We start from the raw sequence: 12,436 nt of genomic DNA on the forward strand, positions 1-12,436 counted from the left end.
ATTACACGCTGATATGGATGTCGATTGTTGCCTTCGGGACGGAAGTGCTGGTCTGCCGGACCAGCGAGCCGTCCTTATAGATCGCAACCGCAAGCGGGTCTCCTGACGCTTCCTGCTTTTCCAGAGAGATATCCACGATACCGTCCCGCGCCTGTATCTGGTAGAACTGGTCGCCTGTTGCATTGACCTGCCGCAGGAACCCCCGGGCACCGACAGCGCCGACGAATGTCGCATTGGACTGGACCCGCACCCAGATACCGGACTGCGGGATTGCGATAGCAGGGGGCGGGGTGGGGGCCGGAGTGACCGTGAACACAGGTTGTGGCTGGGTTTCAGGAACCGGGGCGGCTTGAGAAGTAACTGCACCAGCTTGCGGAACGGCGGGGGAAACGGGTGCATGCCCGGCAAACGCTGCCGGGTTCTCGTGAAGGATTACTGCGAACGTGATCATCCCGCCGAAGACTGCAACAATAACCACGAGCAATACTGGGAATGCCCGCAACGGTACATGATCCAGTAGGCTCACAATGCGGGAATTTTTGAGGGGATCTTCCGGGCCTTTGGGCATTCGCTCCATGACCAGGGAAATGCCCACGGGTTTTTGATCCCTGGTGATATCCGGCACTCCTTCCGGGAGGGGACCGGGCTCTGCTGCTGCTCCCGGATCGTGTGGAAGGGTTTCGGCAGGCTTCGGTGCCTGTGCCCGAACTGCCGCGATGTGCTCTTTGAGTTTTGATAGCAGCTGATCGCGTTCCCCTACCTTCTGGATACCCGGGCGCTGGAAAAAGACAAGTTCGCGCATCTGTGCATCCCCGGACGGAAGCAGGATATTCAGCGCGATGGTTGGTTCATGGAACTTGTTCTCGCCTGCGGCAGCCGAGCCGATCGTTTCGAGGCTGATCTCTGCGTGATGGACATGGTCTTTCTCGCTCTCGACCAGCACCAGCCTCATACTGGTAAGCACCACCTCGTTCCTGACACCGTTGACCACAACATCCTGTAGTGTCAGGATAATCGACTCATCACCTGCAAGGGAAAGCCCTTCCTTTGTACCCATCGTTATTCCATACCTGTGTTATGTATTACAATAAAGGTTCACGCGGATATGAGATTTTTTATCTTTATTTGGCCCGCAGACCCTTGGAGGGATTTTTTTCCTGCACTTTCCCTGCTGTTGGGAGTAAGGGTGCCGTATCAATCCTGATGGTACATCAGCCGGCGGTTTATTCCGACGGAGATGGTATGGTCATGGTCCCCGGATCATGCGTGCGCCTGCCAGGTAAAAACGCAATTATCCCTGTGTTGTCCTGCATACATGGGAACGGGTATTAACGGTGGAAATGCATGGGAAAACCTTGTGGATTTCAAAGGGTACGGTGAAAAATACAATAGAGTTGGATAATCCTCTTTTTCCAAAAATTTTTGCGTTAAAAATCTGGCACAATCGTTAATCAGTGGCAAGCTATACGTGATAAGGGAGGAACTTCATGGACAAAATCATCAAGCATATCGGAGCAGCCATTTTTATTGTCGCATTGATCGCCGTTGCCTTTGTTCTTGTACAGGAATCGCTGCAATCCCCGGCAATTGTACCGGTTGTACCAGGCACCGGAGCAGGAAACCCGCTGACCGTCTATTTCTTTTATGGCGAAGAGTGCCCGCACTGCCACATGGTCATGCCGCTGGTCACAAACCTGTCGTCAAAATACCCTGATGCCAACATCCGGATCCTTGAGGTCTGGCACGATCAGGCAAACGCCGATCTATACACCGAGGTCAACCGGCAGCTCAAACGGGCTCCCCCCGGCGTTCCTGAGGTGGTCATCGGGGACATCATCCTTGTCGGCGATCGGGAAATCCCTGAGAAACTGGAACAGCTTATCGTCGAACGGTTAAGCAAGTAAACCGCCAATTTTTTTGGGTTTTTGCAGGACATCTTCGGGGAATTTTCACTCTGGTGACTAACGGTCATATTTTTGTGGAAGAAAAATCCTGTATTGAAAAAAAAGAAGTTTCTTTAACCCTTTGCATGAAGGGTAAACTTCCATGCACAGTATTTTGTCCCCGGCACCGTCTCGGGCGGGCAGGAGACGCATTCGGTCCTGACACGGGGATCGATGGTTTTTGCAAAGATCGTGTATTCCACAAGCCCTACCGGTTTGCAGGGGAACGGTTGCAGCCCTTTTCGTTCCCGGGCAGCCTGCACCCGGCAGCTCTTCATGACAAGGATCAGGGTGTCTTCACCATCGCGCTGTATCTCCTGCTTGTTGATGCGGTGAGAAAGCCGGTGTGCAAGGGCGCGTTCCAGCGCGTCAATACCGCCGAATTCCGGCAGCGAGAGCCGCTTTTTTATCCGTTCCGCCTCAATTTTGGAGAACTGCTCCCAGACATTCTTGTCAAGAGCAATCGCAGCGTCCATCCCGTACGCATCTTCAACGGCAAGGAACCATAGCCCGTCCATTGCATTCCAGTTCTTTGCCGCATCGTCAAGCTCGCGCAGGAGCGTCTCTTGATTGCACATCCTCACTCATCCTCCGGTGCGATGCAGGATTACAAAAACATGACGGGGGCAGCGCACCCCGGCCGTAATACAAAGAACTATGGCGCCACACACCGATGAGATGCTATGGATACCAATACCGTGCTGCAGGTCCTCTCCGTCCTGATCGAAATCATCGTTGCCATCGCAGGAGTACGGCTCGCCACGAAGGGAAAGAAGGTTTACGGCTGGTTTATCTCACTCACGTTTGCCCTGTACGTGGTCTTTGACCTATCCCGGCTCGAACTCCTCCCAAAAAGCGAAGCGGTCATCTCGCCCCTGTTTTTGATCGCCAGCCTCTCGATCCTGTACTCGGTCTGGCTTATCGGGTGCGAAGTCATCCCGAGCCGCAGGTATGACCTGTAATAACAGCGGCACCCACGCTCCTGCAACATGCATCGCCCGGCAACGTTTATCATGCCGGGTACCGGACATTCTCCTGATACCATGACCCAGACAGAAACCCTGCGCGGGGTCCCCGGGATCCTGCGCCCTTTCAAGGAGTACCTCCAGAGCTCCGGCCTTGCGGAAGGCGACCAGATCGTATATTACGGGTGCGTAGGCACCTGTACGCCGTTCGTCGAACTGCTCGCGGTTGCTGTCCGCGGGCTGAAATTCGAACAGGTCTTTGTCCCGTTCCTCAACGAGTCCAAGGCAAAGGTGATCCACAACGTCGATGACGTGGGAATGCAGGTGAGCGAAAAAGCTGCGGTGCTCCGGCCCAAGGCGCTCATCATCATGGGCGGGCTTGCGATGCCCAATGTGCCGGTGACAAAGGAAGAGGTGCAGGACATCATCGGCAGGCACGGCGGTGCGAAGGTTATCGGCGTCTGCTTCATGAACATGTTCGAGAAAGCCGGGTGGCTGACGGCAGTGAAGTTTGACGTGTTCATCGATGCGACAATCGATCCCGTACGCGTCGTAAAAAAATCCCCGTGAACTGGGAGCTGCATCACAATTATCAAAAATTATAATGTTTTTCCGGGATCGAACCGGACTTTTTTTCCGCGCTTAAAATTTTGAGGCTGGAAATTTTTGCATATAAAAATTTTCATGGCCGGATTTTTTTGGCATTGAAATTTTTTTAACAAAAAAAATTTCTCGAGCTCAAATTTTTAAAACCAAATTTTTCGCTTTTGAAAAAAATTGCCCGGAGTTTTTCGCGATAAAATTTTTCAAGCGGCAAAATTTTTTAAGAACAAAAATTATTTTCCGGAAAAAATGGTCGTGCCCGGAAGACTGCCCTTGACGGAGACTCCTGTTTTTCCGTCCGGTTTTTCGAGCCCTCAAGCTAGAAAATTTTGGGGCTCAAAAATTTCAGAGCCCGGAATTTTCTGATTTTAAAATTTTTTACGGCCAAAATTTTTAGCGTTCAAAACTTTTTTGCCGAAAATTTCCGGCCGTAAAACCTTTGGGGAGAAACCCCCAGATCCCCGTTTTTATATCTCTGCAGAATCAATAAAATACCCATTAAAAACGAATTTTCGAAAAAAAATTTAGATATAGGGGTTGCGGAGAGCTTTGCCCACACCGAAGGTCTTGCGGCCTTCGAGCGTCGTCTTGTTCTTCGTGATCTTCTCGTTTGCGAGCTTGGTCACGAGTTCAAGGCCGGGTTTGACCTTCTCGATTGGCTGGGTCTCGAAGCAGCCTGCTGCGACTGCCTTTGCCCAGACACTGTCACCGATCTTGCTGCGCACAAAGACGGTGCTCCATCCATCGGGGCTGCCGACGGAACCGGTGGAGATGTCACCGAGGTTTGCAACATAGTCAAGGCAGACGTGGCAACCGGGCTGTTCGTACTTGTGGGTCACCTTGAGCGGCAGCTGGACGACCTGTCCGCGCTTGCCGTAAACCCAGAACTTGCCTTTCCCGATCTCCATCTTCTTGACGGCCTCCATCTTCATCGCTGCATGGTCTTCGACGAGCTGCAGGATGCTCTGGTACGGGAAGTTCTCCATGCAGAAGATACCCACCGCAAGAGCGATGCTTGCGCCGACATCACGGATACCGATCGGGTACAGCTGTGCCTTGCGGACAGCCTGCATCTGGCATGGGGTGCCCACGATACCGATCTTGTCAAGGCCAAAGCTCCGGGTCGCTTCCTTGATTAAGGAAACGTTCGGGCTGATGTTGTACTTGGTACCGGCAGCGGCAATCATGTCCGCCTTGGTTGTCACGATGGCCGGAATAGGTCTCCATGGCTCGATCATGTCGAAGTTGGAGTTGTCCATCATGCATTTTGACGGGTTCTTTGCCGCAAACTCCTTGTTCGCCGCTACAATCGCTCCGTCGATGATGCCCTCATCAAGTGCAAACGCAAAGAGGGAAGAAACAATACCTCCGTCCTGTGCATGCTTGAGAAGCTCCTTGTCGGTGCTCCGTGCTGAGACGCATGTCTTGTAGTTACCGAGTTCTGTTCCCATTTCAATCACCTCACTGAAGCGCCGCCATTATGGCCTCGTTGATCGCCTCGTACGAACCCACGACATCGAAGCTGAACCAGCTCCGCGGGCACTGGTTGTAGCACGCACCGCACTTGATGCACAGGTCGCGCTGTCCCTGGGGCTTGCCGTACTCATGGGTGATTGCACGGACCGGGCAGGCTGATGCACAGCTGCCGCATCCCATACAGAGACCCTGGTTGATGACTTCGGTCATCAGGTCGCAGAAGCATGCGGTTGTCCCTCTCTGTGCCGCCAGCATGAGCGGGGTTAAGAACTTGGTCGCCAGCTCCTTCTGTTCCTTGGTTCCCTTCAGGAGCAGGTATGCCATGACCGCGACATTCCTGATCATCTGGGGAGTTGGTGCGCATCCGGGGATGTATACGTCGACCTTGATGATATCGCCGATCGGCAGGTATGCCTCATGTGCCGGCTGGTTCTGCTGGCCGCCGCGGCCGAACCGGGTGATGTTGCCGTAACAGGCGCAACCACCGAGTGCTACGACGACTGCTGATTTCTCACGTGTTTCCTTGATTTCTGCAACTGCAAGTTTATCATTAATACAGACTGAACCCTCAACGAACGAGACATCGACCTTCTGGATGTGCCTTGCATCTGCAAGTGTTGGCATGTACTTCAGGTCAACGTACTTGTCGAGGAGCGTTAACAGTCCTGCGTAGTTGTCTGCGAGTGCCACAGTACAACCGGTACACCCACTCAGGTGTGTGTAGCCTACTGTAATCTTATCTGCCACAGGCTTAACCTCCTTTTTCACTTCTGCTGCTTTTTGTGCTACATCAGCTGGTTTCTGCGGAGCCGCAGTTTTTGGCGGTTCCTCGCTGACGTTCTTCTTGAAGACACTTGATAGTAGTCCCATAATTTATCCCTGCCATTTCCAGTACGAACCGTATCGTCCTGGGTATAGCGTTTGAAACTTCATCCGAGAGTCCGATCTCCATCTCGGGATCGGTGACACGCGCCGGCTGGCATCCGACGACCGTGATATCGATGAGATCTTTTATCCGCTGGAGCGGTTCGGTCAGGTCCCATGAATGTGCGTCACGGTAACTGCCGGGGGGAAGGTCTTCCACCTTGAACTTTGCCAAAGTCCCGGGCTTCTCGCCAAAATCCGCAATATCGATGATGATGAGCTTTTTGGTAACTTCCGGATCAAGGAGCGTAAAAATAAAGTGCGGGCCGCCAAGACCCGCATCGATTATTGTTACATTGTCGGGAAGCGAGAGCTTCTGCATCTCCTCAACCACAGCCGGGCCAAATCCGTCATCGGCAAACAGGGGGTTTCCGCACCCTGCGATCACAATCTCGGAATACAGCATTGCGGTGCTCTCACTGGATGAGTTTCTGGGCTACCAGCTTGTTGTCCTCATCGATCACGATCATGTGGGTTGCACATGACACACAGGGGTCATACCCGCGCATGATCACTTCGGCAAGCTGCCAGGGTGCGCCGGTTAAGGCTGCGCTGCAGGTCGCGAAGTTCCACGTGGTTGGGACGAGCATGCTGAAGTACTGGACTTTCCAGTCCTTGACACGGGCAATGTGGACATCAGTCCCGCGCGGGGCCTCGTTGGATGCCCAGCCGAGGGAGCCGTCGCCGGTCGGGATGTGGTCTGCAACGACCTTGCCGTTGGGATCAAGTGCGTCGATGCAGTCGATCATCTCGTAGAAGCAGTCCTGGTACTCCATCTGGCGGGCAACGTTCTGGCCGCAGGTGCCTTTCTCGTCATATTTCTTGTACGTGACGAGACGTGCACGCGGGCCGACTTCGACTGGCTGGCCGTCGTACATCGGGATGCCGGTGCAGGCTTCCATCTGGGGGTTGGTCTTGGTGCCCATCTTGGTGGTGCCGCCGATCGGGTATCGTGGCTCTTCAAGGGTAATGTCCATCTCACCCATATACCAGTCATACGGCCGGGCTTCCTTGAACCGGTTGATGTCCCAGCTGGGGCACTCGTCAAGGCTTGAGCTGCCATAGAACGCATGGGTTGCCAGGTAGCCCTGGTTGTGGAAACCGAGGTCTTTGGGCATCGGAACTTTCATGCCGCCAACGTCCACGGAGTCTCTCTTGTGGTAGCTGCGGATAACCGCAATCATAAACTCTGACTGGGCGTGGGCAAGGGTAAGCCCTTCCTTTGCCAGGTCGTACATCTTGGTCTTGGCCTGCTCGGAGCAGTTCCGGTACATGCCGCCGATGCGTGTGTTGCTCGGGTGGATGCACTCGCCACCGGCAATCTGGCCAATGGTCTGCCCGATCTCACGTATCCGCTGGATCCGCTTTGCAACGGTGCGCACCGGCTCTTCTGCCGTGAACGGGTTGATCTTCGTCTCGGTGCCCGGAATATAGTAATCGGGCAGGAGCAGGATGTTGTGCAGTGCAATGCTGTGGGCACGGTTGGCCAGCTGGACGATGTGACGGAGCATCTTTGCGTCCTTGGGGATCTCGCACTTGATGGATGCTTCCATCGCCTCGGTGCCTGCCAGGTTGTGTGCAACCGGACAGATACCACAGACACGGGACGCGATCTTTGGGACCTGCTCTGGTGTCTTGCCGATGGCAAGTTTTTCAACGCCCCTCACCGGGGTAATGGAACACCAGTTACCCTTCTCGATGATACCTGCGTCGTTAACCTTCAAGACGAGTTTTGAGTGTCCCTCATGTCTTGTGGTTGGGGAAATCTCTACAACTTTCGACAATATTATCGCCTCATGTATGTTGCGTTGTTCACAGTGCTGTACAGAATTTGTATAAGATCTCTCATCTCTAGAGATAATTGACCGTACAAAGTACGTTCATGTTTATGTTATCCAATGTCTGTTATAACCCTTTTTAATCGATCCGGGGGACGCGTATTCCTGATAAAAAGGGTGATATGGAGGACATACATCAAAACAAAATGTTATATAAGTTTATTTAAGGGTTGATTTTTTAATGAAATATATTCAAACACATAAAAAAAGAACATAAAAAAGAATAAAAAATCTTTACCTGTTGGCCCCCCCTCACCTCACTGGTTGTTCTCTGAATTGTGGAACCGCTCACCATTGAGTTCGTCAACCAGTTCGGCGATCGTCGCCCGGCGCTCCGCGTAGGCATCGTGCTGGTGGATGCTCTCCTCATTGGTCTGCTTGATGATGACCATCGAATCACCGGAAAGGTACTCGAACTCGGCGAGCACCTTCTTTGCCATCTCCCGGACACAGTCCTCCACAAACCGTGGATTTTTGTGCGCGGCAAGCACCACATGGCTCTCGTCTCCACGCTTGAGTAGTTCGTAAATCCCTGAACTCATGGACTCTTTTAAGATTCCGATGATCTTTTCCAAGTCTACGTGCTGGTCGTCATCAGTCTCGATGCAGAGGAACCCCCTGCCCCGCTGGTTGTGCGTCGCCATCGGGACCTCGGCAAAGAACCCGTTGACCACGTCCTCGCTGACCCCAAGCGTGTGGAATACGTACATCGCCCGCTCCTTCATGATATTCTGGGCGCATGGGCATGCCGTCATGCCGGTGACTTCCGCACCGATACTTTTCCTGACAATTGGTTCGCGGAATGTGCGGCGGGCGACCGCACGGGCATGTACCTTGACCACCTCATGGCATGTGGTGTGGCTGACCGGTGTCTCGCGCTTGACCATAAACTCGCTGCGCATGAAGACTTCGGTCCGGTCCGCGTACTCATGCCGGTCCAGAAGTCTGCGGGCAACGGCGCTGCAGAGATTCTCAATCTCGTTCACCTCGCCGTCGATCGCCTGCTGGAGCACCTCATCGATGACCTCAAAATTGCGGGAGAGGTTTGCCCCTTTCAGGCTCCCGGGCAGGTCGACAAAAACATCGAATGTGGAGATAAAAATGACCGGCCGTTTCTCATGCCGGGAGACCTCGACAAGTTTCTTGACGTTTTTTACCCCCACCCGGGTCAGGTTGATCCGGACATCGGGTGGGGTTGCCTGTATGTCGGGCAGTTCGCGGGCAAATGAATTCTCAGGCTTATCGTGGGTGCGTGTGGGCGGAATAGGTGATCGCATCCTTGAGGTTATTTCACCAGTATTCGTGTGAACGTGTGCTGTTGAGTCTTTTTCATATAATATTTATGTGCTTTGTTGCTGATATCAAAGGGAAGTGCTATGGTAAAAAAATATTATGAAGCCGATGCTGACATCGGTGCGCTGAAAGGCAGAAAAATTGCCGTGATCGGGTATGGTTCACAGGGGCGCGGGCAGTCATTAAACCTGCGCGACTCCGGGCTCGATGTCGTCATCGGGCTGCGGAAGGGGAAGAGCTGGGATGCAGCGGCAAAAGACGGGATGAAGGTGCTGCCTGTTGCCGAAGCCGTAAAGAGATCGGACGTCATCCAAATCCTTTTACCTGACGAGCACCAGGGAGCGATCTACCGGTCGGAGATCCTGCCGAACCTTTCGGGTAACAAATGCCTGATGTTCTCTCACGGGTTCAACATCCACTTCGGGCAGATTGTCCCTCCGGAAACTGTCGATGTGATCATGGTCGCGCCCAAGGGCCCGGGCGCGATGGTGCGCCGGCAGTACGAGGACGGAAAAGGGGTTCCCGCACTGATCGCCGTCCACCAGGACTATACCGGCAAAGCCCACAAGATTGCGCTCGCGTACGCAAAGGCGATCGGCGCGACCCGTGCGGTTGTTCTCGAGACGACGTTCCGCGAAGAGACCGAGACCGACCTGTTCGGGGAGCAGGCAGTCCTCTGCGGTGGAACGACCTCGCTGGTCAAGGCAGGGTTCGAGACCCTTGTCAATGCCGGGTACTCGCCGGAGATGGCGTACCTCGAAGTGCTCCATGAACTCAAATTAATCGTCGACCTGATCTATGAGGGGGGGCTTACCAACATGCGGAAATACATCAGCAACACCGCACAGTATGGCGACCTCACCAGAGGACCCCGGGTCATCGGCCCGGAAGCTTATGTCGCGATGCAGGAGATTCTTGAGGACATCCAGACGGGGAAGTTTGCACGGGAATGGATGCTTGAGAATATGGTAAACCGCCCGGTCTTTAATGCGCTCACCAAGGCAGATGAGGAGCACCTCATCGAGGATGTCGGGCGCGAGGTACGGGCGATGATGCCCCAGTTCAGAAGGGAGCCTGCCCCAACTACGGCCACAAAGAAAGCCCCTGCGGGTACAAAAAAACCGGTCGTAAAAGCCCGTAAGCGGAAAAAATAATCTTCTATCTTCATTTTTTGCCCGGATGACAGAATTTTTTGTGATATCTTCTGGCATCTTTTTTTATTCGACGTTCCTATAGTACCTGGATGAAAATTTGCATTATCTACCATTCTGAAACCGGCAATACGCGGCACGTAGCGCAGCACCTTGCATCAGCGTGCAGCGATGTGCGGCTTATTGAGGTGTATGACCGTGCAGACTATCTGCCCCTTACCCGGTTTTTAAGCCGGTGTAAAAAGGCGCGGGGTGAAGAGATGACCCCAATCGAACCGGTATCGATCGATGTTGCGGGTTATGATCTTCTTGTTCTGGGTTCTCCGGTCTGGGCATTCAAACCGACGCCGGTGATTCATGCCGCGATCGATTGCCTCAGAGGTTGCGAGGGCAAAGCTGTCATAGGATTTTTCACCCATGGCGGGAGGCCGGGGTCATCCGAGGAAACTTTTACCGCATGGTGCGAAAAGCGCAAAATGCAGGTGAAGGGCACGATGACGATCCATATGAAAGAGATTGAGAATGAAAAAAAGGCAAAAGAGCTCTTCACAATAGTCAGTGCCGCAGTACGCGCGTAAAACCACAATAAGGTGTCATGCCTGTTCCGGCCTTCTGCCGGCAACCCCTGCCGCTGCACATGACCCTGCTGCCAACCTTTTTTGTATCGCAATACTTATATCTCAGGTATGTCCCGGTGTATCATCTACCACTCGCACTCCGGCGCCACCCGCCGCATTGCAAAGAAGTTAAAAGTCGCCTGCGGTGGTGATCTCATCGAAGTGATGCCCCGGAAGAAATACAATGCGCTCACGCTGTATCTGCTTGGTGGGTATCGCGCGTTGAAGGATGCAGAGGACCCCATCGAGCAGAAAAAGATCGATGTTGCCAGGTACGACATGATTGTGCTGGGCTCGCCTGTCTGGGCGGGAAAACCGACGCCCGCAATCAACGCGGCAATTGCCGCCCTTCGCGGGTGTGAAGGCAAAACAGCGATCATCTTTGCGACCTGCAAGAGCAATCCGGGCCAGACGGTTGGCATCCTGCGGAAAAGGCTCGAGACCATGGGCATAAAGGTGATTGGGGTCTTTGTGTTCACGCAAGCTGACCGTAAAGATGGTAAGAAGCTTAACGAGCTGATCGTTTCAGTCAATGCTTCAATGACGGAATAAATCCGTTAGCCATCAACGACGGCCGTACCGGTTATTTTATGCCCGACTGCTATTATGTGAAAAATAGTTTTAAAAAATCCCTCCAAACATAACCTTGTTTTTTTGGTACTCACCTGCGGCAATATGATCACGGGGAACATACTCAGGAAAATTCAAATGAAATGAAGTTTTTCCCAAAGAAAAAACAATATTGTCTAGTCGGAAAAATACCTGGAAATATTTCTGAAAAACTGCATATTCAGCGATTCATGGGGCAGTCCTTTTCCTTCCCGTTTCAGTCGCTCTTTCTCGTATGGCCAGTCATAGAGGCTGGTGAACTCCATGGCCCGCTCCGGGTGGGGCATCAACCCTAAAACTTTTCCATCTTCAGATGTGATGCCGGCAATATCCATAATCGAACCATTGGGATTGGCGGGATATTCACCGTCTGCAGGGGTCAGGTCATCATGGCAGTATTGAAAAGTTATCATATTCTGTTTTTGTAAGCGTTGCAGGATTGCTTTCGAACAGAAAAAATTACCCTCCCCGTGAGCGATCGGGCAGTACATCCGTTCAATCCCCCGGGTCCAGAGATTATCAGAGACCGGTTTTAATGTAACGAACCGGCATTCCAGCACCCCCTTCCGGTTCGGTATCAGGGCGACATCACGGGTATATTTTTTATCAAACGCCGGGACAAGACCGAGGTTTGCGAGGATCTGGAACCCGTTGCAGATTCCTAATACAAGGTTGTCTCCCTCCAGAAATTTTTCCAGGTCATCCCACAGGTTGTTTCGCACCCGGTTCGCATACGCGTTGCCCGCCCCAGTGTCGTCCCCATACGAAAAACCGCCTGGGAAAACCAGTAACCGGTAGTCCGACAACTTTGTTCTTCCTGCGATCAGGTCATTGATATGGACGATATCCGAACCCATGCCGGCCCGGGCGAGCGCTTCCTGCGTCTCCATCTCGGAATTGATCCCGTACCCGCTCATGATGAGGGCCTTTACAACGGTCCTTGCGGGAGTGCCCGTATCCTTTGTTTTCGGCCGACGCTGCGGGTCCTTCTTTTTACTCCCTGTCACGATTGGCATG

At 53.1% G+C, this 12,436-nt stretch carries 13 protein-coding genes and 1 pseudogene; 6 read left to right on the top strand and 8 right to left on the bottom strand.

What is annotated here, in order from left to right; all coding sequences use genetic code 11:
• Window position 1: 1 nt before the first annotated feature.
• Window positions 2–1,057, bottom strand: coding sequence for a hypothetical protein (locus OS112_02000; GenBank protein ID WAC05428.1), 1,056 nt, complete (start codon window positions 1,055–1,057; stop codon window positions 2–4).
• Window positions 1,058–1,487: 430 nt separating this feature from the next.
• On the opposite strand from OS112_02000, the gene OS112_02005 reads away from it, so the two are divergent.
• The gene (locus OS112_02005; protein ID WAC05429.1) at window positions 1,488–1,904 is read left to right on the top strand and encodes a hypothetical protein; all 417 of its coding nucleotides are present in this window, start codon (window positions 1,488–1,490) and stop codon (window positions 1,902–1,904) included.
• 113 nt (window positions 1,905–2,017) lie between these two features.
• Here OS112_02005 and OS112_02010 read toward each other — a convergent pair whose 3' ends face one another.
• Window positions 2,018–2,521, bottom strand: coding sequence for a DUF6125 family protein (locus OS112_02010; GenBank protein WAC05430.1), 504 nt, complete (start codon window positions 2,519–2,521; stop codon window positions 2,018–2,020).
• A gap of 105 nt (window positions 2,522–2,626) precedes the next feature.
• On the opposite strand from OS112_02010, the gene OS112_02015 reads away from it, so the two are divergent.
• Window positions 2,627–2,905: a hypothetical protein gene (locus tag OS112_02015; GenBank protein WAC05431.1), complete on the top strand. Its 279-nt coding sequence runs from the start codon at window positions 2,627–2,629 to the stop codon at window positions 2,903–2,905.
• An 81-nt stretch (window positions 2,906–2,986) separates the two neighbouring features.
• A complete protein-coding gene (locus tag OS112_02020; protein WAC06187.1) occupies window positions 2,987–3,478 on the top strand; it encodes a DUF2124 domain-containing protein in 492 nt (163 codons plus the stop codon).
• Window positions 3,479–4,035: 557 nt separating this feature from the next.
• On the opposite strand, the gene frhB is transcribed toward OS112_02020, so the two are convergent.
• The 5 genes from frhB to mptA all read right to left on the bottom strand — a co-directional run bounded on the left by frhB (window position 4,036) and on the right by mptA (window position 9,026).
• Entirely contained in the window at window positions 4,036–4,962 is a 927-nt protein-coding gene (gene frhB, locus OS112_02025; protein WAC05432.1) for a coenzyme F420 hydrogenase subunit beta, read from the bottom strand.
• Window positions 4,963–4,972: 10 nt separating this feature from the next.
• Window positions 4,973–5,734: a coenzyme F420 hydrogenase subunit gamma gene (frhG, locus tag OS112_02030; GenBank protein ID WAC06188.1), complete on the bottom strand. Its 762-nt coding sequence runs from the start codon at window positions 5,732–5,734 to the stop codon at window positions 4,973–4,975.
• Between the two features lie 43 nt (window positions 5,735–5,777).
• Window positions 5,778–6,317 carry a coenzyme F420-reducing hydrogenase, FrhD protein gene (gene frhD, locus OS112_02035; GenBank protein WAC05433.1) on the bottom strand — a complete coding sequence of 180 codons (540 nt, stop codon included), beginning with the start codon at window positions 6,315–6,317 and terminating at the stop codon, window positions 5,778–5,780.
• Between the two features lie 10 nt (window positions 6,318–6,327).
• Window positions 6,328–7,695, bottom strand: coding sequence for a coenzyme F420 hydrogenase subunit alpha (frhA, locus tag OS112_02040; protein ID WAC05434.1), 1,368 nt, complete (start codon window positions 7,693–7,695; stop codon window positions 6,328–6,330).
• Between the two features lie 311 nt (window positions 7,696–8,006).
• Window positions 8,007–9,026 (bottom strand): GTP cyclohydrolase MptA, encoded by a 1,020-nt coding sequence (gene mptA, locus OS112_02045; protein ID WAC05435.1) that lies wholly within the window; start codon window positions 9,024–9,026, stop codon window positions 8,007–8,009.
• A 99-nt stretch (window positions 9,027–9,125) separates the two neighbouring features.
• On the opposite strand from mptA, the pseudogene ilvC reads away from it, so the two are divergent.
• The 3 genes and pseudogenes from ilvC (at window position 9,126) to OS112_02060 (ending at window position 11,362) form a co-directional block, all read left to right on the top strand.
• A pseudogene (gene ilvC / locus OS112_02050) lies at window positions 9,126–10,109 on the top strand (ketol-acid reductoisomerase).
• 176 nt (window positions 10,110–10,285) lie between these two features.
• Window positions 10,286–10,771, top strand: coding sequence for an NAD(P)H-dependent oxidoreductase (locus OS112_02055; protein ID WAC05436.1), 486 nt, complete (start codon window positions 10,286–10,288; stop codon window positions 10,769–10,771).
• A gap of 108 nt (window positions 10,772–10,879) precedes the next feature.
• Complete coding sequence (locus tag OS112_02060; protein ID WAC05437.1) at window positions 10,880–11,362, top strand: ArsR family transcriptional regulator; 483 nt, start codon at window positions 10,880–10,882, stop codon at window positions 11,360–11,362.
• Window positions 11,363–11,556: 194 nt separating this feature from the next.
• Here the strand turns inward: OS112_02060 and OS112_02065 are convergent, their stop codons facing one another.
• Window positions 11,557–12,435, bottom strand: a complete 879-nt coding sequence (locus tag OS112_02065; GenBank protein ID WAC05438.1) for a phosphoribosylformylglycinamidine synthase subunit PurQ — start codon at window positions 12,433–12,435, stop codon at window positions 11,557–11,559.
• Between the last annotated feature and the right edge of the window lies 1 nt (window position 12,436).

It is taken from the genome of Methanoregula sp., from assembly GCA_026625165.1.
GTDB lineage: Archaea > Halobacteriota > Methanomicrobia > Methanomicrobiales > Methanospirillaceae > MVRE01.

What these genes read in the sequence shown, in the direction of transcription:
- OS112_02000 (WAC05428.1), bottom strand. Translation starts at nt 1,057, where the DNA reads ATGGGTACAAAGGAAGGGCTTTCCCTTGCAGGTGATGAGTCGATTATC.
- OS112_02005 (WAC05429.1), top strand. Translation starts at nt 1,488, where the DNA reads ATGGACAAAATCATCAAGCATATCGGAGCAGCCATTTTTATTGTCGCA.
- OS112_02010 (WAC05430.1), bottom strand. Translation starts at nt 2,521, where the DNA reads ATGTGCAATCAAGAGACGCTCCTGCGCGAGCTTGACGATGCGGCAAAG.
- OS112_02015 (WAC05431.1), top strand. Translation starts at nt 2,627, where the DNA reads ATGGATACCAATACCGTGCTGCAGGTCCTCTCCGTCCTGATCGAAATC.
- OS112_02020 (WAC06187.1), top strand. Translation starts at nt 2,987, where the DNA reads ATGACCCAGACAGAAACCCTGCGCGGGGTCCCCGGGATCCTGCGCCCT.
- frhB (WAC05432.1), bottom strand. Translation starts at nt 4,962, where the DNA reads ATGGGAACAGAACTCGGTAACTACAAGACATGCGTCTCAGCACGGAGC.
- frhD (WAC05433.1), bottom strand. Translation starts at nt 6,317, where the DNA reads ATGCTGTATTCCGAGATTGTGATCGCAGGGTGCGGAAACCCCCTGTTT.
- mptA (WAC05435.1), bottom strand. Translation starts at nt 9,026, where the DNA reads ATGCGATCACCTATTCCGCCCACACGCACCCACGATAAGCCTGAGAAT.
- OS112_02055 (WAC05436.1), top strand. Translation starts at nt 10,286, where the DNA reads ATGAAAATTTGCATTATCTACCATTCTGAAACCGGCAATACGCGGCAC.
- OS112_02060 (WAC05437.1), top strand. Translation starts at nt 10,880, where the DNA reads ATGTCCCGGTGTATCATCTACCACTCGCACTCCGGCGCCACCCGCCGC.
- OS112_02065 (WAC05438.1), bottom strand. Translation starts at nt 12,435, where the DNA reads ATGCCAATCGTGACAGGGAGTAAAAAGAAGGACCCGCAGCGTCGGCCG.